Raw genomic sequence first — 22167 nt, 5'->3', positions numbered from 1 at the left:
TCAGCGCAGGCTGGTCGTCACGCTGCGGCCTGGGGTGCAGGGCGGCATGCCGGCATTGGCCGCGTCCTGGTCGTCCCACTGGGCCATGGCATAGACCGAGCCATCCTCGGCATAGGGGAAGGGAGCACTGTAGCCGTTCTGCAGCGCCTCGTTCGCGGTGGGAAGCAGCTGCGTGATATGCGCATGGTGGGTCCGCCCCGCCGGGTCGATCTTCACCAGCAGCCGGGTGCCGATGTTCAGCCGCCCAGCCATCCGCGCCGGAAAGACGGCCACGATGCCGGTCTTGCCGCAATCCGTGGCGCGCACTAGCGTCGCGCCTGCGCTGACCTGGGTGCCGACCGGGGCGACGACTTCCTGGGTGGTGCCGCGGCCATAGGCCTTGACGACATAGTCGGAAAGCGCCTGCACGCGATCCTGCTCATGCGCGATCAATGCATTGAGGTTGCCCATCTGGTTGTCCAGCGCATCGATCTGGGCCTGCTCGTTGGTGATGTTGCTTTGCAGGTCGGCCCGGCGCTGGGCGAGTTGCGTCAACTGGTCGTTGCTGCTCTGTCCCGCCGCGACGTAGACGCCGCGCCTGGCGGCGGCCAGGCTGGCGCCGGCGCCCTGGGCGTTCTTGTCCAGCGCGTCGGCCTCGCTGCGGGCCGCGTCGGCCTGGGCCTGCGCGGCGGACACGGTGGCCGCGCTGACCGCGCCATCGCGCTGCAGGGCCATGGCGCGCCAGTACTTGTTGTCCAGTTCCTCCACCTTCGCCGAGGCCGCGCTCTGTTGGGCCTGCAGGGAGGCGTAGGCGTTCTCCAGCTGCGCGACGTTGGCGCTCTGGTACTGCTGGTATTGGCCATTGGCGTATTCGAGCATGCGTTGGTCCGCCTGGAGTCGATGGTTGAGGTCATCGAGCCGTCCCTGCAGTTCCAGCCGCTGGGTGAGCAGCGTGGTCAGCGCGTCGCGGGCGACCGTGCTGTTCTTCACCACCGCGATGGCCTGGCCCGGTTCGAGCGGCTGGCCACTCTGCGCATGCAGCTCGCTGACGGTCCCGCTGATCGGCGTGGTGATCAGGATCGCCGGCGCATTGAGCACCGCGCGCGTGGCCTTGGTGGAAAGCCAGGGTTCGAGCAGGGTGGACAGCAGCAGCCAGGCAATGAAGGCCATGACGCCGTACCCGGCCAGGCGCGGCACGATGGCGAGCGGGGATGGGCGGGCGGGGGCGAGCTTGCCGGGCGGTGCGGCGGTATGCGGCAGGCGGTCGGTGGGAAGCAGGTCGGTCTTCAAATCACGTGCCTCTGTCAGTCGATGCCATGCAGACACCTGCGCCCTTGCGCCGAAGCGGGGCGGGAGTAAGCCCATCTCGAGGGAGATGGCGGCCGTTGGCTTGGAGTCCGGCGGGTGGTGGCTTACGTGCCGAGATGTCGGGGAAGACGTTCCTGCGTGATGCGATGCGACAGTGGCCGGACGGCCAAGGAATAGTGCGGCGGCAATGAACCTCGCCTGTCTTTATCCCTGGAAATGCTTAGGATCGGTTAGATATCAGTTCAAAAAATGAACGTGCCTGACCGTTGCGATACAAGCGACTGACGTCATGCTGACGCATTGCAGCACGCGGTGAGATCGCGAGGGACGGCGATCAATGGCTTGCCGGCGGTTCCTGCGATGATGCGTGCGCTCTGCCTGCGCGCGCCGGGGAAACGCCGGGCGTGCGGCTAGTTTCCGTGTTCCGCCATGGCGTAGGGATCGGCGATGCCGAGACCGGCGAGGATGCGTGTTTCCAGCGCTTCCATGGCCTCGGCTTCTGCATCGTCGACATGGTCGTACCCCAGCAGGTGCAATACGCCATGCACGGTGAGATGGGCCCAATGATCGCGGGGCGCCTTGCCTTGCTCGGCGGCTTCGCGCGCCACCACCGGCGCGCAGATGGCGAGATCGCCGATCAGCGGCAGCTTGACGCCGGGCGGCAGTTCGGCGGGGAAGGAGAGTACGTTGGTAGCGTAGTCCTTGCCGCGGTATTCGCGATTCAAGATGCGGCCTTCCTTCGCATCGACGAGGCGGATGGCGAGTTCGGTGGCCTTGCGGCGCCCGGCGCCACGCAGGGCGGCCTCGACCCAGGCGCGGAAGCTCGCCGCCGCCGGCACGCCCTTGCGCGGTACGCCATAGACGACCGAAAGCCCGAGGGGCGTGCTCACCGGGGCGATTCCTCGGAAGCCTGCTCGAAGGCCTCGTACGCGCGCACGATCTTCGCCACCAGCGGATGGCGCACGACGTCGCGCGAGGTGAAGAAGGTGAAGCTGATCCCATCCACGCCGCGCAGCACCTCGACGGCATGGCGCAGGCCCGAGCGCACGTTGCGCGGCAGGTCGATCTGGCTGACGTCGCCGGTGATCACCGCCACCGAGCCGAAGCCGATGCGGGTGAGGAACATCTTCATCTGCTCGACGGTGGTGTTCTGCGCCTCGTCGAGGATCACGTAGGAATCGTTGAGCGTGCGGCCGCGCATGTAGGCCAGCGGCGCGATCTCGATCACGTTGCGCTCGATCAGCTTGGCCACCTTCTCGAAGCCGAGCATCTCGTACAGCGCGTCGTACAGCGGGCGCAGATAGGGGTCCACCTTCTGGGTCAGGTCGCCGGGCAGGAAGCCCAGCTTCTCGCCGGCCTCCACCGCGGGACGCACCAGCAGCAGGCGCTGCACGCGGTTGGCTTCCAGCGCTTCCACCGCGCTGGCTACGGCGAGGTAGGTCTTGCCGGTGCCGGCCGGACCCACGCCGAAGCTGATGTCGTGCGTGGTGATGGCGTGCAGGTAGCGCGCCTGGTTGGGGCCGCGGCCCTTGATGACGCCACGCTTGACCTTGATGGCGACTTCCTGCGCGCCCTCGGCCGCCTCGTTGACGATCGCGTCGATGCCGGACTCGGCCAGGTGCAGGTTGATCCTGGCGCCGTTGAGCGCCTCGTGCGTGGTGGTGTTGTACAGCGCGCGCAGCACCTTTTCCGCCGCGCGCGCCGCGCCTTCCTCGCCGATCGCCTGGAACAGGTTGCCGCGGTGGTTGATTTCCACGCCCAGGCGCAGTTCCACCTGGCGGAGGTGTTCGTCGAACGGACCGCACAGGTTGGAGAGCCGCGCGTTGTCTTCCGGCTCGAGGGCGAAGTCGCGTTGGTTGAGGCCGTTGGTCATGGGGTCTCGATAGTGGAAGGAGCTCCTCCCCCTGCTGGCAAGGGGAGGCTGGGAGGGGGTGTGGATTTGCTGAAAGGCTTCACCCCTCCCCAACCCTCCCCTGCGGGCAGAGGAGGGAGTACAAAGAGGTCAGGCGGCGACATCATCAGCCATGTGCACGCGCCCGCGCAGCGAGTTGGCCATCGCCTCGGTGATCGCCACATCGATGAACTGGCCGACCATGCGCGCGTGCCCGGGGAAGTTCACGTAGCGCATGTTCTCGGTGCGGCCGGTGAACTCGTTGGGGTTCTTCTTGCTGGGCTTTTCCACCAGCACGCGCTGCACGGTGCCGACCATGGCCTCGTTGATCCGGCGCGCGTTCTCGTTGAGCCGGGCCTGCAGCCGCGCCAGCCGGGCGTGCTTGGCTTCCTGGGATGTGTCGTCGGCCAGGTTGGCGGCCGGCGTGCCGGGGCGCGCGGAGAAGATGAAGGAGAAGCTCTGGTCGAAGCCGACGTCGTCGATCAGCTTCAGGGTCTTCTCGAAATCCTCCTCGGTCTCGCCGGGAAAGCCCACGATGAAGTCCGAGGAGATGCAGATGTCCGGCCGCACCGCGCGCAGCTTGCGGATCTTCTGCTTGAACTCCAGCGTGGTGTAGCCGCGCTTCATCGCGGCGAGGATGCGGTCCGAACCGGCCTGCACCGGCAGATGCAGGTAGTTGGCCAGTTGCGGCACGTTGGCGTAGGCCTCGATCAGCGAGTCGGAGAACTCCAGCGGATGCGAGGTGGTGAAGCGGATGCGGCCAATGCCCTCGATCTGCGCGATGGCATGGATCAGCACCGCCAGGTCGGCGATGCCGCCGTCGTGCGTGGGGCCGCGATAGGCGTTGACGTTCTGGCCCAGCAGGTTCACCTCGCGCACGCCCTGGGCGGCCAGTCGGGCCACCTCGACCAGCACGTCGTCGAACGGGCGGCTGATCTCCTCGCCGCGGGTGTAGGGCACCACGCAGTAGGAGCAGTACTTGGAGCAGCCCTCCATGATCGACACGAAGGCGGTGGGGCCCTCGGCGCGCGGTTCGGGCAGGCGGTCGAACTTCTCGATCTCCGGGAAGCTGATGTCCACCTGCGGCTTGCCGGTGGCGCGGCGCGCCTCGATCAGCTCGGGCAGGCGGTGCAGGGTCTGCGGGCCGAACACCAGGTCCACGAACGGCGCGCGCTTGATGATGTCCCGGCCCTCCTGCGAGGCCACGCAGCCGCCCACGCCGATCAGCACCGGCTTGCCGCCCTGCTTGTGCTCGCGCCAGCGGCCGAGCTGGCTGAACACCTTCTCCTGGGCCTTCTCGCGGATCGAGCAGGTATTGACCAGGATGACGTCCGCCTCGGACTCGTCCAGGGTCAGCTCCAGGCCGTGCGAGGCCTTGAGCACGTCGGCCATCTTGGCCGAGTCGTACTCGTTCATCTGGCAGCCGTGGGTCTTGATGAAAAGCTTGCCGGTCATGGGCGTGGGATACCGTGGTCCAGGGAGCGGCGAAGTGGTCGCCGAACCGCACAGTTTACGCGCCCCGGGGCCGGCTCGCCAGCACGGCTCGTTTGTCGGATCAAGCACTTGCATGGCAGGAAGGGGATTGTGGCGGCCGAAGATAAGTACTGACGCACGAAACGGCCGCGCGCCGCTTGGCGACGCCCCCGGGCGGGCGCAAACTGCGGCCTGACCCGGTGCCGGACGAACGAGCGCGGGGGGGATGGCGAAGGGGGATGCATGTCGGTGTTTGACCGGGCAGAAGGTACCGCCCTGGCGGGATCGCCCGAGGGGCTTCCGTGACGAGACCGTGCCTGGCATGGCGCGGCCCGGCGGTCCCGCGCCGGCGGACGATCCTCGGCGTGCTGGGGGCTCTCCTGCTGGGGCTGCCGCTGGCGGCGCCTGCCGCCGGTGTGCTCTACCGGTGCACCGGCAGTGCGGGGGAGGTGGTCTTCAGCAGCAGCACGGCGGGCTACCAGGGGTGCAGCCGGATTGCCGGGACGCCTGAACCGGCCCGCCGCAAGCCGTCGCCCTCGGTGGCCGCGCCTTCGCTGGACGCCGTGAAGGGCACGGTGGAGACCTCGGCGAACACGGTCGCCCCCCCGCAGCCGCCCTCGCTGGCCTGGGTGGCGGGCTCGGTGGAAACCAACGCGAAGGTTCTACCGCCTCCTCGCCCGTCCGAACGCAAGGCGGGCCAGTGGAGCTACAGCGAAACCGGTCCGGCGCGCAGCGGCTCGGTACCGGACCAGCCGGTGGCCGACGTGTCCCCGGATGGCGACCGCGTCCTGCGCGGGGCGGTCTACCGGGTGGTCCGCAAGGACGGCAGCGTGGAGTACACCAACATCAAGCCGGCCGGTCAGCAGGGCCATGCGGTGACCATGCTGTTCAGCTACATCGCCACCTGCGTGGCCTGCAACCTCCACTCCACCATCCATTGGGATTCGGTGGCGCTGCACCTGAGCGACTACGGCGAGGTGATCCGCCTGGCCAGCCAGGAATCGGGCGTGGACGAGGCCCTGCTGCGGGCCATCATCCATGCCGAAAGCGCGTTCAATCCCCGCGCGCTGTCGATCAAGGGCGCACAGGGCCTGATGCAGCTGATGCCGGGCACGGCGCTGGACATGGGGGTGCGCGACGCCTTCGACACGGTCCAGAACATCCGGGGCGGCGCGCGCTACCTGGGCCTGCTGCTGCGTACCTTCAACGGCGACGAGCGGTTGGCGGCGGCGGCCTACAACGCCGGGCCGGCGGCGGTGCAGCGCTACAACGGCGTGCCGCCTTATGCCGAAACACAGGTCTATGTCGAACGCGTGGGTACGCTGCGCCGTCGTTATGGCCAGGCGCTTCGTTCCGCGCCGGGCGGCCGCGGGCCGGTGGCCGCCGCGGGCCTCTCAGCCATCCAGTGAGGCGGTGGGCGTCAGCGGCGGCCGCTGGGCCAGGATCACCTCGGTATGGAACGGCGTGCCGTTGCGCAGGCCCGAGACCTCCACCTTGCTGCCGGGCTTGAGCGCGGCCTCGTGCCGGCGCAGGTCGGCGGGATCGACGATGTCGTCCGTGCCGATGCGCAGCAGGATGTCGTGCGGCTGGATGCCGGCCTGCGCCGCCGGCCCGCCGGGGTAGATGTCGGTGACCTGGGCGCCGCGCGGCGCCGCCGGCAGGCCGTTGTCGGCCGAGACCTGCACGAAGGTGTAGTCCGCGCCCATCCAGCCGCGCACCACGTGGCCGGTGTCGATGATCTGGTCCAGCACGCGCTTGGCGCTGCCGACCGGGATGGCGAAGCTGATGCCCTCGGCGTTGGCGGCCTTGCCGATCAGCAAGGTATTGATGCCGACCAGTTCGCCCTCGGTATTGACCAGGGCGCCGCCGGAGTTGCCCAGGTTGATCGCCGCGTCGGTCTGGATGAAGTCCTCGGGGCTGGCGCTGCTCAGCTGGCGGCCGATCGCGCTGACGATGCCCATGGTCACGGTCTGGTTGAGACCCAGCGGATTGCCGATGGCCAGCACCACGTCGCCGGTACGTACCGGGCGATGGTCGGCGATATGGATCACCGGCAGGTTGCCGGCGTCGATCTTGAGCACCGCCAGGTCGGTCTCGACGTCGGCGCCCACCAGGGTCGCCTTCGCCACGCGGCCGTCGTACAGCAGCACCTGGATGTCGTCGGCGTTGGCGATCACGTGGTTGTTGGTGAGCACATAGCCCTGGCTGCTCACGATCACGCCCGAGCCGAGGCTTTGCTCGCGCCGCTTGTAGGCCGGGCCGGCCGGGCGGCCGCCGAACAGGCGCTGCAACACCGGGTCGGTATACATCTGCACGGCCTGCTCGGTGACCATCTTGTTGGCGTAGATGTTCACCACCGAGGGGGCGGCGCGCGCCACGGCGTCGGCATAGGAGACCGGGCCACTCGTACGCTCGGGGGAGGGCGCCACGGGTACCGGCGCATTCGCCTGGGTTAGCCCGAAACGTTGTCGCAGATGGTTGCCTACTCCCGGCCATGCCAAGCTGATGACGAAGGCCACCGCCAGCCCGAGCACCACGAAGCGGGCAATGAAGGCAAGCGTGCCGGCGGCATGTTTCATGTCGTAATTGCGTTTCGTGGCAAGGCGTTAGGAGAGGGTGTGCGCGGGTGTCGCAGGCATGTCTCCTTTATTGTACGAGGCATGCCCTGACGCTACACTAACGCGATTTTGCGGGAGCCAGATTTCTGCTGGCGCTTGCGAAGCGGGTCGTCCCGGGGAGCTTCCCGGTGCGTTGGGTGCCCGGGAAGCGAAGCTTGCAGCTTTCGCTGCAAAGCCATCGTGCCGGTGCCACGCGTGCCTGCTGTTTGGGGGAGTTGCCAGGGTTTTTCGGGTCCGCCATGGAGGTTCTCCACTGGCGTACGTGTCGACGCGCTTGGCAAGCACCTGTGGAACTTATTAAGTTCCGCGTCTCAATGGCATAAGTACCGGAGAGCCTGATGGCGAACGAAGTCGTCGATCATGGCCGCCGCCGTTTCCTCACAGCGACCACGGCCGTGGTCGGAGGTGTGGGAGTCGTCGCGGCAGCCGTGCCCTTCATCAAGTCGTGGGAACCCAGTGCGCGGGCCAAATCCGCAGGTGCTCCGGTCACGGTCGACATCAGCAAGATCGAGTCGGGCCAGAAGGTGACCTACCCGTGGCGTGGCCTTCCGGTGTTCGTGGTCAACCGCAGCAAGGCCCAGCTCGACGCGCTGCCAAGCCAGGACAGCCGGCTGGTCGACGCCAAGTCCGACGGCAGCTCCGCCGAGCAGCAGCCCAAGTACGCGCAGAACGAGACCCGCTCCATCAAGCCCGAGTGGCTGGTGCTGGTGGGTCTGTGCACTCACCTCGGCTGCGTGCCCGACTTCGTGCCAGTGATGAAGCCCGAGCCGTTCGATCCGAACTGGCAGGGTGGCTTCTACTGCCCCTGCCACAAGTCGCGCTACGACATGGCCGGCCGCGTGTACGCCGGCGTGCCGGCACCGAAGAACCTGCTGGTGCCTCCATACCATTTCGTCGACGACACGCATATCCAGATTGGCGTGGATCCGAAGGAGGCAAGCTGATGGCAGGCGTATTCACGCGTATCGGCGATTGGGTCAACGAGCGGGCACCCGGCTTGATGCCGATGTACCGCAAGCATATGACCGAGTACTACGCGCCGAAGAACTTCAACCTCTGGTACTACTTCGGTTCGCTCGCCCTGCTGGTGCTGGTCAACCAGATCGTCACCGGCATCTTCCTCACCATGAACTACAAGACGAGTGCGGCGGAAGCCTTCAACTCGGTCGAGTACATCATGCGCGACGTGGAGTGGGGCTGGCTGATCCGCTACATGCACTCCACCGGCGCCTCGCTGTTCTTCGTGGTGGTGTTCCTGCACATGTTCCGCGGCCTGATGTACGGCTCCTACCAGAAGCCGCGCGAGCTGGTGTGGCTGCTGGGCATGCTGATCTTCCTGGTGCTGATGGCCGAGGCCTTCATGGGCTACGTGCTGCCGTGGGGCAACATGTCGTTCTGGGGCGCCAAGGTGATCATCTCGCTGTTCGGCACCGTGCCGGTGATCGGCGGCACCCTGGTCGAGTGGATCATGGGCGACTACCTGCCCGCCGACGCCACGCTCAACCGCTTCTTCGCGCTGCACGTGATCGCGCTGCCGATCGTGCTGCTGCTGCTGGTGGTGCTGCACCTGGCCGCGCTGCACGAGGTGGGCTCGAACAACCCGGACGGCGTGGACGTCAAGCACGGCCCGAAGGGCAGCCGCTGGGGCGCGGACAAGCCGGCCGACGGCATCCCGTTCCATCCGTACTACACGGTGAAGGACCTGGTCGGCGTCGGCTTCTTCCTGATCATCGCGGCGTTCATCATCTTCTTCGCGCCGACCTTCGGCGGCTGGTTCCTGGAGCACGACAACTTCCTCCCGGCCAACAACCTGGTGACGCCGTCGCACATCAAGCCGTCGTGGTACTTCACGCCGTTCTACGCGATCCTGCGCATGATCCCGTCGTTCTTCAGTACGGCCTTCTGGGGCGTGCTCGGCATGTTCGGCGCCATTGCGCTGCTGTTCCTGCTGCCGTGGATCGACGCGGGCAAGGTGCGCTCCATCCGCTACCGCGGTACCGGCTACAAGATCGCCCTGATGGCCTTCGCGGCATCCTTCATCGGCCTGGCCCTGGTGGGCGCGGGCGTGGTGGGCGAGAAGCTCGTCGAGTGGGTTCCCTCGGATGCGACCTTCTGGGAAAACGCCTTCGGCCGCGTGATGACCCTCATCTACTTCGGGTACTTCGTGTTCCTGTGGTTCTACACGCGCCTTGGTTGGGAAAAGACCAAGCCGGTCCCGGAACGGGTGGTGTTCGACCATGACTAAGCGGCTGTTCCCGATGAAGAGAATCCTTTCCTCGTTCGCACTCGCTGCCGGCCTGCTGGTCGGCGCCACGCAGGTCGTGGCCGCCGAAGAAGGCGGCTTGCCGCCGGCCGGCGTCAATATCCGCGACCAGGCCTCGCTGCAGCGTGGCGCCAAGCTGTTCTTCAACTACTGCGTCGGTTGCCACTCGCTGAAATACGTGCGCTATTCGCGCATGGCCGAAGACTTGGGCCTGACCGAAGACGAGGTGATGAAGAACCTCAACTTCACCGGCGCCAAGTTCGGCGATCCGGTGGTCTCGCACATGCCGGAAGATGCGGCGCAGCAGTTCTTCGGCAAGGCGCCACCGGACCTCTCGCTGGAAGTGCGGGCCAAGGAAGAGGGCCCCGATTGGGTCTTCGCCTACCTCAATTCCTTCTATGTCGATCCGACCCGGCCGGTCGGCTGGAACAACACCGTGTTCCCGAACGCCTCCATGCCGTTCCCGCTGTGGGAGCTGCAGGGCGTGCAGACCGCGGTCAAGAAGGAAGGCGGCGATGAGGTCGAGAAGCTGGAACTGTCCCAGCCCGGCAAGCTCACGCCGGCCCAGTACCAGCAGGCCGCGCGCGACCTGACCAACTTCCTGACCTATGCCTCCGAGCCTGCCGCACTGCAGCGCCAGCGCTACGGTATCTGGGTCCTGCTCTTCCTCGCGGGCTTCACTTTCCTGGCATATCTGCTAAAGAAGGAGTACTGGAAGGACGTCCACTAAGGGCGTCCGTCCGGATCCCGGGGTGTGGTGGCCCAGCGCCGCCGCACCCGCGTCATGTCGATGGGGAGATCGCGCATGGTCCAAAGCGCTCGTTCGCGTACCGCACTCACCCTGTACACCACTGCCGACGGTATCCAGTGCCACCGGGCCCGCCTGGTCCTGGCGGCCAAGGGCGTCAGCTACGAGCGGGTCATCGTCGACCCGGCCAGGCCGCCGGAAGACCTGCTGGAACTGAATCCCTACGGCAGCACGCCGACCCTGGTCGATCGCGACCTGACCCTCTACAACACCGCCGTCGTCTGCGAATACTTGGACGAGCGGTATCCCCACCCGCCGTTGATGCCCATCGATCCGCTGTCACGCGCCCGCCTGCGCCTGGCCACGGTGCGGATCGAACTGGACTGGCTGCCCGAAGTGGACATCATCCGGTCGGGCGGCCGGCCGGCCGATGCCGCACGCAAGCGGTTGCGCGAGCACCTGCTGGCCTCCCTGCCACTGTTCAGGGCTTCCCGGTTTTTCCTCAACCCCGAGATGAGCCTGACCGACTGCTTGGTCGCCCCGGTGATCTGGCGCCTGCCCTGGCTGGGTGTGGACCTGGGTCGCGAGGGCAAGCCGATCATGGACTACGGCGAGCGCTTGTTCGCCAGCCAGGGCTACGCGCGCAGCATGACCGCCGAAGAGAAGGCGATGCGGCCGTAGCGGGTGCCGGCTCGGCGCCGCCGGGAAGTGATGGGCGCGGGAGCCCGACCGGCCCGGGTACGGGTTTCCTTGCGATCCTGCGTCATATTGCCTCAGCTTGGCATTACACTTTCCGCGTCCATCCGGCCGTGCTCCCGACCACCCCCTGGCGGAGCCGGCCCTTACCAGGTTTCTGCATGACCGACGACAAGCTTCCGCCGATGACTTCGAATCGTCCCTATCTGCTGCGGGCGATCTACGACTGGATCACCGACAACCAGCTCACGCCCTATGTGCTGGTGGACGCCATGCGGGAGGGCGTGCGGGTGCCGCCGCAGGTGGTCAAGAACGGGCAAGTGGTGCTGAACCTGGCCATGCGCGCGGTAGCCAACCTGGACCTGGGCAACGACTGGATCAGCTTCCAGGCCCGTTTTTCCGGGGTCAGCCACAATATCCACATCCCGGTGCAGGCGGTGCTGGCGCTTTATGCGCAGGAGAACGGCCAGGGCATGATGTTTCCCGCCGAGGAAGGCGGCGACCAGCCCCCGCCGTCCTCGCCCGATCCGGACGACACGCCGCCGCCCGTCGAGGGCGACCAGGCGGGCGAAAAGCCCAGGCGGGGCACGCCGTTCCTGCGTGTGGTGAAGTAGCCTGCGCCGGCCGTCGCTCAGTGAAGCCGGCTGTTCCTGGGCACGCGAGGACGCAAGGGCACCACGTTGCTTTCGTCCGTAGGGGACGCGTGGTCCGCCATCAGGCCGGGCACGTGGCTCTGGATGGTGGGCAGGCTCAACCCGGTCAGGGTGCGGCCGACCAGCCATAGCCGGCCGGGTTCGCGGTCGTTGCCGTCGATGCTGACCTCGAAGCCGTAGCAGCGCTCCAGCAGCCACTGGCGCCGCTGCCGATGCAGGCGCAGGCTGCGCAGCCCCACGCTTTCGTCGAGCAGTTGCAGGCCATGCTGGCGGCATTGCTGGCGTGCTTCATGGATGGCCTGCTCGCGTCCACGCGTAAGCTTCAGCCAGGCGCCGATGATCGCCAGCAGGGCTAACAGCAGGATCAGGTCGGGAAGTTCGCTCATGGGCCGAGAGTGTAGGCGGCGCGGGTGGCTTGCAAGGTGAAGGCGGTCTATCCGCTCTTTGTGGGAGCGCACCCTGTGCGCGACGAGCCCCATGATGCAGAGGCGAGTCTTGTCGCGCACAGGGTGCGCTCCCACATACAACAGCCAGCCGGACGGATCAGTCCAGTTGCAATCGCAGCGACAGGTCCACCGCGCGCACGTGCTTGGTCAGCGCGCCCACGGAGATGAAGTCCACCCCGGTACTGGCGTATTCGCCGATGGTGCTCAGGTCCACGTTGCCGGAGATCTCCAGTTCGGCGCGCCCCTTGGCGATGGCCACCGCCTCGCGCATCAGCGGCAGGGTGAAGTTGTCCAGCATGATGCGGTCGGCGCCGGCATCAAGGGCCTGCCGCAGTTCGTCGAGGTTTTCCACCTCGATTTCCAGCAGCAGGGACGGATGCAGCCGGCGAGCCGCCTCGGCGGCGGCCTGGATGCCACCGGCCGCGATGATGTGGTTTTCCTTTACCAGGATGGCATCGTACAGGCCGACCCGATGATTGTGGCCGCCGCCGCAGCGCACCGCGTATTTTTGCGCCAGGCGCAGGCCGGGCACGGTCTTGCGGGTATCGAGCACCCGCACGCCGGTGCCGGCCACCGCGGCCACGCAGGTGGCGGTGGCGGTGGCGGTGGCGGACAGCAGCTGCAGGAAGTTCAGCGCGGACCGTTCGGCGCTCACCATCGGCCGGGCGCGGCCATGCAGCCGGCAGATCACCGAGCCGGCGGCGACGCGCTCGCCATCCCTGGCCGACCACTCGATCCGGATCGACGGGTCCAACTGGTGGAAGCAGGCGTTGAACCAGTCGGTGCCGGCGATCACTGCATCCTCGCGGCAGGTGAGCGTGGCGGAGGCCTGGGCGTCCTGCGGCAGCAGGTCGGCGGTGGCGTCGCCCGTGCCGATATCCTCGGCAAAGGCGCGTTGGACATCCGCCTGGATCTGTTCGGGCGGGGGCGGAACGAGTTGGCTGGCAGTCATTCGGTCGCGGTGTGGGTCGCCGGGGCGGGCTGGCTGAGCCGACCGACGATGGCATCCAGCGCGCGGTCGAACAGGGCGGTGGATTCCAGCACGCGTGCGGTATTGGCCGCCAGTGCCTCGGCCAGTTCGTGCGGGGCGTAGTCGGCCACCTTCAGGCCGCGCCGGTTCACGAACAGGTAGCGGCCGCTCATCGGGCTGACCCACGACAGCTTGGCGCGCTCGATGGTGTCCGGGCCGGTCACGAACTCCAGCCAGGTCCCCGGCTTGAGTTCGGCCACCAGGCGCATCTCCGGCGTGTCGAGGGGCGGCTCCGGCTCGGGCTCGTCGCGGGCAAGGTCGGCCGCCGATTCGGCGATCGGCTGGATGCTCTCGGGAATGGGCAGGGTGGTGGAGGCTTCCACCGCCTGCACCTCGGCCTCCGGCACGGCCTCGCCGAGCTGGTGGCGGTAGTAGGTGTGCAACTGGCCCAGCAGGCGCTCGATGTCGCTTTCCTGGAAGGCCACGTTGGCCAGGCCGCGCCGCAGCGCGCGCTCGATGCCGGGCAGCATCTGGCGCAGCGCGCGGCGCTCGTCGAGCGTGCGCGCGGGCTTGGTGCTGTCGATGAAGTCGCTGGCGAAGCGCAGGGCGTCGCGGAATTCGTTCGAGTCCTCGCCCTGGCGCAGGATGGTCAGCACCAGGTAGTTGGCCCAGGCGCGCGAGAGGATGCCGTGGATCAGCGGCGGCAGCGTATGGCCTTCCATACGGCTGAGGATCTCGCGTGCGGCGCGGTGGCGCGCCTGCTCGAGCTTCTCGCGGCCGCGGGTGGACTCGGCCACGCGCTGCTCGGCCAGTTCGGCGCGGCGGCGGCTGATGTCCTGGAATTCCTGCAGCTCGGCGCCCAGGCGCTCGAAGATGCTCAGGTCGTCGTCGAAGTCCTGCAGCAGGCGGTCGACGATGGACTTGATCTTGTCGTGCAGGCGGTGGTCGCGATCGGACTCGGCCGACCAGCCCTTGGCGGCGTCGGCGAGATTGTCCAGCAGGCGGCGCGCCGGATGCTGGCGATGCGCGAACAGCTTGCGGTCGAGGATGGCGGCCTTGAGGTAGGGAATCTGCAGCCGGGCCAGCAGCACCTGCATCTCGGTGGGCAGGTTGCGGTCCTCGAGGATGAATTCGAACAGCATGCCGACGAGGTCGATGGTGTCCTCGTCGATGGTCGAGACCTGGCTGGGCTTCTCGCCGCGCAGCGAGCCGATCTGCGCCAGCAGGTGCTCCTTGAGCTGCTGCACCTCGCCGGTCAGTTCCGCAGCGCTGCTGATGTGCGAGGGTACCACCTGGCTGATGGCGGCTTGGCTCTGCAGCACGCTGAGCGCGCCGATCAGCTCGTTGGCGCTCGGCAGCTGGATCGATCCGGTGGGCACGCGCATGGCCGGTTGTGGCGCCGCGCGCCGCGCGCTGAACAGGGTGCGCAGGGTCTGCAGCAGTTCGTTGGAAGCGGCGGCGCCTTCCTCGTCGGCGAGGAAGGCGCCCGCATCGGCGGTCTCGGCGCTGGCGGCGGTGGCGCTCGCCGCCGCCATGCCCGCGGGACGGGACGTGCCGGCGCCCGCGCGGGGCAATTCGTGGCGCAGCTGCGGCAGTACGCCGGCCCGCACCAGTTCGGCGTTGATTTCCTGGTACAGCTCGTCCAGCGAAGCGAGCACGTAGCGATCGAACAGCTTGTAGATGATCAGTTTGACGCGCATCTCGGCATTGAGCTCGCGCATCGCCTGGCGGAAGGCCTGCGACAGCATGGCCGGGCCGACCGGGTTGCTGCCGTCCTCGATCTTGATGCCGCCGTAGATGACGGACAGGCGTTGGTTGACGGCGAACAGCTCGCGCGTGAGGCGCGTCTCGTTCTTGCCGATCATGCTGGTGATGGCCAGCGATTCTTCCAGTTCGTTGTCGGCCACCAGCGATAGCTCGACCGAGCCGACCGGGAGGGACGGGGCGCTGGCGTTGCCAGCGGCCTGGCGATAATGGTTGGCGACGTCGCCCAAGTCGCGCGATACCTGGGCCAGGAAACTCCGCTCGACCATCGGACGGCGCTTGCGCACCTCGCGCATGCCGTCGAAGTAGTGCATCTGGGCGGCATTGTTCTCGGCCTTCTCGGCCAGGTCGAACAGGGCGTCGTCGACATGCTCGAACATGCCGTTGACCAAGGCCTGCAGGCGACGGCCCGCGATATCCCGGACGTTGTTCAAGAGGGCGCCTCCGCGCTCACTGGAGGGGTCCAGGCGCTGGCTCAGGCTGACGATATTGGAAGGTTCACTGGCGTCTTTCATCGCCACACCCCTGAAGTGATGCCGACGTGCGTTCAGCCCATTCAGACAATACGCACACTTACAATAAGATATGGCGGACACGCTGTCATGCGCCGTGTCACGATATGTCGACGCGTTCACAAGGTGCGCAGGATCTCGCGGCCGGCAGGCCGGGGGAGGCGGATCAGGCGGTGGCCGGGAAGTCCCGCAACTGCAGGGTGCCGATGCCTTCCTCGGGCAGCATGACCGGGATGCCGTCGTCGACCCGGTAGATCACCTTGCGATCGGTGGTGATCAGGCCTTCCGACAACGGATCGCGGACGGCCGCACCGGCCACGGTCTGGACCTCGCCGGCGCCGATGGCGCGGTTGAGGGCGTCCAGCTCCGGACGGGCGAGGGGGCGAACCGGGACCTTGCTGACCGGGCAGCACAGGATGTCGAGCAGGCGTTTGTCCATGGGTAGGCGGGATCGTGCCGAGACGCGGAAAGTCCGTACAATAACCCTTTTGGATGGCTTGGGTCATGACCTCGACTTCCCTCCCGCCGCGCGTGGGCGTTGTGATGGGCTCCCGCTCGGACTGGGAAACCATGGAGCATGCGACCGGCGTACTGGCCGAACTGGGCATCGCGCACGAGGTGCGGGTGGTATCGGCGCACCGCACCCCCGATCTGCTGTTCCAGTACGCGGAGGAGGCGGTCGGCCGCGGCATCCAGGTCATCATCGCCGGTGCCGGCGGCGCGGCGCACCTGCCGGGCATGCTGGCGGCCAAGACCCGGCTGCCGGTGTTCGGCGTGCCGGTGCAGTCCAAGGCGCTCAACGGCATGGATTCCCTGCTGTCGATCGCGCAGATGCCTGCCGGCATCCCGGTCGGCACCCTGGCCATCGGCCGGGCCGGTGCGGTGAACGCGGGCCTGCTGGCGGCCGCCGTGCTGGCCTTGCACGATCCGTCGCTGGCGACGTCGCTGGACGCCTATCGCGCCCGCCAGACGCAAAGCGTGCTCGATCATCCGGATCCGCGCGCGTGACCGCCCGTCGCCAACCCGTGCTGGGCATCCTCGGCGGCGGCCAGCTCGCCCGCATGCTGGCGCTGGCGGCCGCGCCGCTGGGCGTGAAGAGCCTGGTGGTGGACAGCGTCGCCGATGCCTGCGCCGGCCAGGTGGCGCCCCTGGTGGTGGCCGACTGGACCGACGACGCGGCGCTGGACCACTTCGCGAGCCAGGTGGACGTGGTCACTTTCGATTTCGAGAACGTGCCGGCCGATACCGCGCACCGGCTGGCCAAGCGCGTGGCGGTATTCCCGGCCCCACAGGCGCTGGCGGTGGCGCAGGACCGGCTGGCCGAAAAGACCCTGTTCCGCGAGTGCGGCCTGCGCACGCCGGACTTCCAGGCCATCGACACCCGCGAGGACCTGGACCGGGCGCTGGCCGCCATCGGGGCGCCGGCCATCCTCAAGACCCGCCGCCTGGGCTATGACGGCAAGGGCCAGTTCCGCCTGCGTACGCTGGGCGACGCCGACGCGGCCTGGGCCGCGCTGGGCGCGCAGGCGGCGGCCCATGGATTGATCCTGGAGGCTTTCGTGCCGTTCGAGCGCGAGCTGTCGGTGATCGCCGTGCGGGGCCGCGACGGCGAGTTCCGCACCTGGCCGCTGACCCAGAACTGGCATACCGACGGCGTGCTCTCGCTCAGCCTGGCGCCGGCACCGGACATCGCCACCCTGCAGGAACCGGCCACCGCGCTGGCCCGCACGCTGGCGGAAAAGCTCGACTATGTCGGCGTGTTCGCCCTGGAGCTGTTCGTCAAGGACGGCCAGTTGCTTGGCAACGAGATGGCCCCGCGCGTGCACAACTCCGGCCATTGGACCATCGAGGGCGCGTTGGCCAGCCAGTTCGAGAACCACGTGCGCGCGGTGCTCGGCCTGCCGCTGGGCGATACCTCGGCGCGCGGCCTGTCAGCCATGTTCAACTGGATCGGCGAGCTGCCCGACGCGGCGCCGGTGCTGGCCGCGGTGGATGCGCACTGGCACGACTACGGCAAGCAGCCGCGTCCCGGCCGCAAGGTGGGCCATGCCACGGTATGCGCACCCGATGCCACCCGGCTGGTCGAGCGGCTGGCCGGCATCGCGCATGCGCTGGGGCGCGACCAGCAGGCCGGCCCGGCCGTGGGCGAGCTGGAAAGGCGATAGGCCGCCTATGTGGGAGCGCACTCTGTGCGCGACTGCGGTGCCTGGTGTCGCGCACAGGGTGCGCTCCCACAAATCCAGGAGAAGGGCAAAAAAACGGGGCCATGCGGCCCCGTTTTTTTACGGCTTGGCGCCGGAATCAGGCCAGGTTCTTGGCCGCGAAGTCCCAGTTCACCAGGTTCCAGAACGCCTCGATGTACTTCGGGCGGGCGTTGCGGTAATCGATGTAGTAGGCATGCTCCCACACGTCGCAGGTGAACAGCGGCTTGTCGCTGCCAGTGATCGGGGTGGCGGCGTTGGAGGTGTTGACGATGCCCAGCGAGCCGTCCGGGCGCTGCACCAGCCAGGTCCAGCCCGAGCCGAAGTTGCCTACGGCCGACTTGGTGAATTCTTCCTTGAACTTCTCCACCGAGCCGAAGGCCTTGGTGAGGGCGTCGGCCAGCTTGGCCGAAGGCTCCTTGCCGCCGTTGGGGCTCAGCGAATTCCAGTAGAAGGTGTGGTTCCAGACCTGGGCCGCGTTGTTGAACACGCCGCCGGAGGACTTCTTGATGATGTCTTCCAGTGCGGCGTTCTCGAACTCGGTGCCCTTGATCAGGTTGTTGAGGTTGGTCACGTAGGCCTGGTGGTGCTTGCCATAGTGATACTCCAGCGTCTCCGCGGAGATATGCGGTTCGAGCGCGTTCTTTTCATAGGGCAGGGGAGGGAGTTCGATCGCCATGTTGGTTGGCTCCTGGGCGTTGGCTGAGGAAAGAAAGCCGCGCTGGCGAGGCCGGTGGGCCGGCTACCGGTGCACGACTGATACACTACCGATCTGCATGCATTCTACTGATGAACGACCCGACTTATGGACGTTAACGAGCGAATCAAGGCGGTGCTGGCCGAGCACGCCATCGTGCTTTTCATGAAAGGCACGCCGCAGTTTCCCATGTGCGGCTTCTCCAGCCGCGCCGCGCAGGCGTTGAAGGATGCTGGCGCGCAGTTCCATGCGGTGAATGTGCTGGCCGATCCGGAGGTGCGTGCCGCGCTGCCGCATTACGCGAACTGGCCGACCTTCCCGCAGCTGTTCATCCAGGGCGAGCTGATCGGCGGCTGCGACATCGTCGAGGACCTGAAGGCCTCCGGCGAGCTGGCGCGCATGGCGGCGGACGTGGCGGGGACGGAGCACTGATGGCCCTGCCCCTCGCACGCCTGCCGCAGGCATGGACGCCCGCACCGGACACCTTGGCCGGCCGCGTGGTGCTGGTAACCGGCGCCTACGGCGGGTTGGGATCGGCGGCGGCCCGTGCCGCCGCGCGCGCCGGCGCCACCGTGGTCATTACCGGACGCCGCAAGCGCCAACTGGAGCAGCTCTACGATGCCATGGTGGACGAGGGGCTGCCGGAGCCGGTCATCCATCCGCTGGACATGGAAGCGGCCACGCCGGGCGACTACGAGGCGCTGGCCGACGGGCTCGAACGCGACTTCGGCCGTCTGGACGGCATCGTCCACGCGGCGGCCAGCTTCAACAGCCTCACCCCGCTGGCCGTGCACAAGCCGGACGACTGGCTGCGCGCGCTGCACGTGAACGTTTCCGCGCCGTTCGCGCTGACCCAGGCCTGCATGCCGCTGCTGACCCGGGCGCCCGACAGCGCCGCGGTGTTCGTGCTGGACGATCCGGCGCTGGTGCAGCGCGCCCACTGGGGCGGCTACGGTGTCTCCAAGGCCGCGCTGGAGCGGCTGGTCGAGATCCTGCACCAGGAGACCGAGCGGACGCCGCTGCGCGCCCACGCCCTGCTGCCGGGGCCGATGCGCACCATGCTGCGGCGCGCCGCCTACTTCGGCGAGGACACCACCATCCATCCGCTGCCGGATGGCGCCGCGCAGGCCGTGGTGTACCTGCTCGGCGCCGAGGCCGCCGCCGCGCGCGGCGCCGCGCTCGACCTGCGGCCGCCGGCATGACCGGACGACAGGAGCGGGGCTGACATGGAAACGCAGATGACCACGCTGTCGGCAGCGATCCTGCTGTTCCTCATCATGGACCCGCTGGGCAACATCCCCGTTTTCCTGAGCCTGCTCAAGGACGTGGCGCCGAAGCGCCGTCGCCGCGTGATGGTGCGCGAGCTGCTGATCGCTCTGGGCGTGCTGCTGGTGTTCCTGGTCGGCGGCCAGCACATCCTCAAGCTGCTGCAGCTTCGGCAGGAGTCGATCAGCATCGCCGGCGGCATCGTGCTGTTCCTGATCGGCATCCGCATGGTGTTCCCGCCGGCCGACGGCGGTGGCATCTTCGGCAGGCCGGGCGAGGGCGAGCCGTTCATCGTGCCGATGGCCATCCCCGGCGTGGCCGGTCCCTCGGCCATGGCCGCACTGCTGCTGCTGACCAATACCCAGCCCGGTCGCACCGCCGACTGGGCCATCGCCCTGCTGGGCGCCTGGCTGGCCACGGCGGTGATCCTGCTGTTTTCCACCTATCTGTTCCGCTGGCTGGGCGAAAGCGTGCTCACGGCGCTGGAGCGGGTGATGGGCATGCTGCTGATCGCCCTGTCGGTCCAGATGTTCCTGGGAGGCGTGGCGGCCTACCTGCATTTGGCCGTGTAAGCGCGGTCAGATGATGCCTACGTGATCTTCTGGTCCCTTCCGCATAACCTTGCTGTCATAATCCGCGACCAGCATTGGGGCTAGTCCCAGGAGGCGGTCATGCTCAGCGTTGAACAGACCCTCACCGAACGTCTGCCATGGTTGGCGCAACATCCCCTGATCCGCCGGCCCGTGGCCGGCATGCTGGGCCGGCTGGCCGACGAGGATGGCTTCAACCGGACGCTGACGACTGTCGGCGAGGCCGAAGGCTTCGATTTCATCGAACGTACGCTGGACCTGCTCGGGGTCAGCTACTTCGTCAATCCCCGCGAGCGCGAGAACATCCCGGTCGAGGGTGGCCTGCTGGTCGTCGCCAACCATCCGCTTGGCATGATCGACGCGCTGACCTTGCTGCAACTGGTCGGCTCGGTGCGCAGCGACGTGCGCATCCTCGCCAATGACTGGCTGATGTCGATCCCGCAATTGCACAGGTTGCTGCTGCCCGTCGACGTGTTCGGCAAGGGCGCGGCCTCGCGCATGCGCGACATCTACCGCGCCCTCGAAAACGGCGAGGCGCTGATCGTTTTCCCCGCCGGCGAAGTGTCGCGGGTACGTCCGGCCGGCGTCAGCGACGGGCGCTGGTCCGACGGCTTCGCCCGACTGGCCCAGCGCAGCCGGGCGCCAGTGCTGCCGATCCACGTGGCGGCGCGCAACTCGGCCATCTTCTACGGGCTTTCCATGCTGGCCAAGCCGCTGAGCACGGCCATGCTGCCGCGCGAGGCGATCTCGCCGGTCAGCCGCCGCATCGGTTTCAGCGTGGGCGCCCTGATCGGCGCCGAGGAACTGGAACAGCGCAGCGGCGGCTCGACCCGGCGCGCGGCCAAGCTGATGCGCCGCCACGTATACCGGGTAGGACGCCATCGCGGACTGATCTTCGGTGGCCAGGCGCCGCTGGCGCATCCGGAACCCACTGAGCGCATCGCCGCCGAATTGCAGGCGCATGCGGAAAAGCTGGCCGACCTCAATGACGGCAAGCAGGTGCTGCTGCTACAGGGAGCCTCGGACAGCGCCGTGCTGCGCGAGATCGGCCGCCTGCGCGAGCTGACCTTCCGCAAGGTAGGCGAGGGGACTGGCGCGCGCCGCGACCTGGATGCCTACGACCCGCATTACGAGCACCTGGTGCTGTGGGACCCGAAGGCGCTGCGCATCGTCGGCTCCTACCGCTTTGGCCATGGCGGGCGGTTGATTGCCGAGCGCGGCATGGCAGGGCTCTATACCTCCAGCCTGTTCAACTATTCGCCGGCGCTGGAGTCGCGCCTGGCGCAAGGCCTGGAACTGGGCCGCAGCTTCATTGCGCCGGCGTACTGGCGCTCGCGGGCATTGGACCAACTGTGGCAGGGCATCGGCCTGTACCTGCAGCGGCACCCCGAACTGCGCTACCTGTTCGGTCCGGTCAGCATGTCCGTCAGCCTGCCGCGCGAGGCGCGCGAATGGATCGCAGCCGCTCACCAGCATTATTTCGGGGCGCCGGGGCTGGCGTCGGCACGGCAGCCATTCGTGGTGTCGCCGGCTGTGCTCGATCTGGTCCGCGATGCGCTCAACGGGCTGGACCCGGCTGCCGGCCTGGGCAAGCTCAAGCATCACCTGGATGCGCTGGGCGTCAGCCTGCCGGTGCTGTATCGCCAGTACGTGGACCTGGTCGAGCCGGAAGGCGTGCAGTTCCTCGACTTCGGCGAGGATCCGGGCTTCTCCGGTTGCGTCGATGGCCTGGTGATGCTCGACCTGGCCACCCTCAAGCCAGCCAAGCGCGCCCGTTACCTGGGCAAGTGAAGCTGGGTGCGCTGGCGGCTCGAGGCCAGGGCGCCCTGTCGGCAAGAATGCACGATGACGCCGCCGGAAGCCTGCTCCGGCGCCAGGATTTTGAGGCGGCCTGGCTTCCCGCCTCCATCTTGTGATTGGACAGTAAATTTCTTGTAAAATACTTATGGGAGCCTTAGCACGTTGACCGATGCCCGAGGGGCATGACGTGGTATCGGCCAACGGGGTTCAATGGATTTCGTAATTTCGCCCGATCTTCTGCCGGTCGGGCTTTTTTACGCCCTGAGAAAACGTTTAATTTTGCGTTAAGTGG

General features: G+C 67.6%; 22 protein-coding genes. 12 read left to right on the top strand and 10 right to left on the bottom strand.

Going from position 1 to position 22167, the window contains the following annotated elements; all coding sequences use genetic code 11:
* The 4 genes from MJ605_RS11910 to miaB form a co-directional block, all read right to left on the bottom strand.
* Positions 1 to 1269, bottom strand: coding sequence for an HlyD family secretion protein (locus tag MJ605_RS11910; protein ID WP_243041743.1), 1269 nt, complete (start codon positions 1267 to 1269; stop codon positions 1 to 3).
* A gap of 428 nt (positions 1270 to 1697) precedes the next feature.
* Positions 1698 to 2177 carry an rRNA maturation RNase YbeY gene (gene ybeY, locus MJ605_RS11905; protein ID WP_243041742.1) on the bottom strand — a complete coding sequence of 160 codons (480 nt, stop codon included), beginning with the start codon at positions 2175 to 2177 and terminating at the stop codon, positions 1698 to 1700.
* Entirely contained in the window at positions 2174 to 3160 is a 987-nt protein-coding gene (locus MJ605_RS11900) for a PhoH family protein (RefSeq protein WP_243041741.1), read from the bottom strand. The genes ybeY and MJ605_RS11900 overlap by 4 nt, the downstream gene beginning before the upstream one ends.
* A 129-nt stretch (positions 3161 to 3289) precedes the next feature.
* Positions 3290 to 4633: a tRNA (N6-isopentenyl adenosine(37)-C2)-methylthiotransferase MiaB gene (gene miaB, locus MJ605_RS11895; protein WP_243041740.1), complete on the bottom strand. Its 1344-nt coding sequence runs from the start codon at positions 4631 to 4633 to the stop codon at positions 3290 to 3292.
* 383 nt (positions 4634 to 5016) lie between these two features.
* On the opposite strand from miaB, the gene MJ605_RS11890 reads away from it, so the two are divergent.
* Positions 5017 to 6060, top strand: coding sequence for a lytic transglycosylase domain-containing protein (locus tag MJ605_RS11890; protein ID WP_345779534.1), 1044 nt, complete (start codon positions 5017 to 5019; stop codon positions 6058 to 6060).
* On the opposite strand, the gene MJ605_RS11885 is transcribed toward MJ605_RS11890, so the two are convergent.
* On the bottom strand, positions 6046 to 7230 hold the full coding sequence (locus tag MJ605_RS11885) for a S1C family serine protease (RefSeq protein ID WP_243041739.1): 1185 nt from the start codon (positions 7228 to 7230) through the stop codon (positions 6046 to 6048). The two genes, MJ605_RS11890 and MJ605_RS11885, sit on opposite strands and share 15 nt — an antisense overlap.
* Positions 7231 to 7607: 377 nt before the next feature.
* On the opposite strand from MJ605_RS11885, the gene petA reads away from it, so the two are divergent.
* From petA to MJ605_RS11860, 5 genes are all read left to right on the top strand, one after another.
* Positions 7608 to 8213 (top strand): ubiquinol-cytochrome c reductase iron-sulfur subunit, encoded by a 606-nt coding sequence (gene petA, locus MJ605_RS11880; protein ID WP_243041738.1) that lies wholly within the window; start codon positions 7608 to 7610, stop codon positions 8211 to 8213.
* The gene (locus MJ605_RS11875; protein ID WP_243041737.1) at positions 8213 to 9514 is read left to right on the top strand and encodes a cytochrome b; all 1302 of its coding nucleotides are present in this window, start codon (positions 8213 to 8215) and stop codon (positions 9512 to 9514) included. Before petA ends, MJ605_RS11875 begins: the two co-directional genes overlap by 1 nt.
* Positions 9507 to 10262, top strand: a complete 756-nt coding sequence (locus MJ605_RS11870) for a cytochrome c1 (protein ID WP_425601007.1) — start codon at positions 9507 to 9509, stop codon at positions 10260 to 10262. The genes MJ605_RS11875 and MJ605_RS11870 overlap by 8 nt, the downstream gene beginning before the upstream one ends.
* Positions 10263 to 10337: 75 nt before the next feature.
* Positions 10338 to 10961: a glutathione S-transferase N-terminal domain-containing protein gene (locus tag MJ605_RS11865; RefSeq protein ID WP_243041736.1), complete on the top strand. Its 624-nt coding sequence runs from the start codon at positions 10338 to 10340 to the stop codon at positions 10959 to 10961.
* Positions 10962 to 11137: 176 nt separating this feature from the next.
* Entirely contained in the window at positions 11138 to 11590 is a 453-nt protein-coding gene (locus MJ605_RS11860; RefSeq protein ID WP_243041735.1) for a ClpXP protease specificity-enhancing factor, read from the top strand.
* A 17-nt stretch (positions 11591 to 11607) separates the two neighbouring features.
* Here MJ605_RS11860 and MJ605_RS11855 read toward each other — a convergent pair whose 3' ends face one another.
* The 4 genes from MJ605_RS11855 to MJ605_RS11840 all read right to left on the bottom strand — a co-directional run bounded on the left by MJ605_RS11855 (position 11608) and on the right by MJ605_RS11840 (position 15760).
* Positions 11608 to 12015, bottom strand: a complete 408-nt coding sequence (locus MJ605_RS11855) for a DUF3301 domain-containing protein (protein ID WP_243041734.1) — start codon at positions 12013 to 12015, stop codon at positions 11608 to 11610.
* Between the two features lie 157 nt (positions 12016 to 12172).
* On the bottom strand, positions 12173 to 13027 hold the full coding sequence (gene nadC / locus MJ605_RS11850; protein ID WP_243041733.1) for a carboxylating nicotinate-nucleotide diphosphorylase: 855 nt from the start codon (positions 13025 to 13027) through the stop codon (positions 12173 to 12175).
* Positions 13024 to 15324, bottom strand: coding sequence for a DUF1631 domain-containing protein (locus tag MJ605_RS11845; RefSeq protein WP_243041732.1), 2301 nt, complete (start codon positions 15322 to 15324; stop codon positions 13024 to 13026). Before MJ605_RS11845 ends, nadC begins: the two co-directional genes overlap by 4 nt.
* 163 nt (positions 15325 to 15487) lie before the next feature.
* Positions 15488 to 15760 (bottom strand): Trm112 family protein, encoded by a 273-nt coding sequence (locus MJ605_RS11840; protein ID WP_243041731.1) that lies wholly within the window; start codon positions 15758 to 15760, stop codon positions 15488 to 15490.
* 65 nt (positions 15761 to 15825) lie between these two features.
* Here MJ605_RS11840 and purE point away from each other — a divergent pair, with 65 nt between their 5' ends.
* Both purE and MJ605_RS11830 read left to right on the top strand, forming a co-directional pair.
* The gene (purE, locus tag MJ605_RS11835) at positions 15826 to 16329 is read left to right on the top strand and encodes a 5-(carboxyamino)imidazole ribonucleotide mutase (protein ID WP_243041730.1); all 504 of its coding nucleotides are present in this window, start codon (positions 15826 to 15828) and stop codon (positions 16327 to 16329) included.
* On the top strand, positions 16326 to 17486 hold the full coding sequence (locus tag MJ605_RS11830) for a 5-(carboxyamino)imidazole ribonucleotide synthase (protein ID WP_243041729.1): 1161 nt from the start codon (positions 16326 to 16328) through the stop codon (positions 17484 to 17486). Before purE ends, MJ605_RS11830 begins: the two co-directional genes overlap by 4 nt.
* Before the next feature lie 136 nt (positions 17487 to 17622).
* Here MJ605_RS11830 and sodB read toward each other — a convergent pair whose 3' ends face one another.
* The gene (gene sodB, locus MJ605_RS11825) at positions 17623 to 18201 is read right to left on the bottom strand and encodes a superoxide dismutase [Fe] (protein ID WP_243041728.1); all 579 of its coding nucleotides are present in this window, start codon (positions 18199 to 18201) and stop codon (positions 17623 to 17625) included.
* Between the two features lie 126 nt (positions 18202 to 18327).
* Between sodB and grxD the strand changes: the two genes are divergently transcribed.
* The 4 genes from grxD to olsF all read left to right on the top strand — a co-directional run bounded on the left by grxD (position 18328) and on the right by olsF (position 21866).
* Positions 18328 to 18651 carry a Grx4 family monothiol glutaredoxin gene (gene grxD, locus MJ605_RS11820; RefSeq protein ID WP_243041727.1) on the top strand — a complete coding sequence of 108 codons (324 nt, stop codon included), beginning with the start codon at positions 18328 to 18330 and terminating at the stop codon, positions 18649 to 18651.
* A complete protein-coding gene (locus tag MJ605_RS11815) occupies positions 18651 to 19421 on the top strand; it encodes an SDR family NAD(P)-dependent oxidoreductase (protein WP_243041726.1) in 771 nt (256 codons plus the stop codon). Before grxD ends, MJ605_RS11815 begins: the two co-directional genes overlap by 1 nt.
* A gap of 36 nt (positions 19422 to 19457) precedes the next feature.
* Positions 19458 to 20057, top strand: a complete 600-nt coding sequence (locus MJ605_RS11810; protein ID WP_243041974.1) for a YhgN family NAAT transporter — start codon at positions 19458 to 19460, stop codon at positions 20055 to 20057.
* Positions 20058 to 20156: 99 nt separating this feature from the next.
* Entirely contained in the window at positions 20157 to 21866 is a 1710-nt protein-coding gene (olsF, locus tag MJ605_RS11805) for a bifunctional ornithine lipid synthase OlsF (RefSeq protein WP_243041725.1), read from the top strand.
* The last annotated feature ends 301 nt before the right edge of the window (positions 21867 to 22167 follow it).

Source organism: Dyella sedimenti (genome assembly GCF_022760995.1).
Lineage (GTDB): Bacteria > Pseudomonadota > Gammaproteobacteria > Xanthomonadales > Rhodanobacteraceae > Dyella > Dyella sedimenti.
This window is presented reverse-complemented; position numbering and strand designations above follow the sequence as displayed.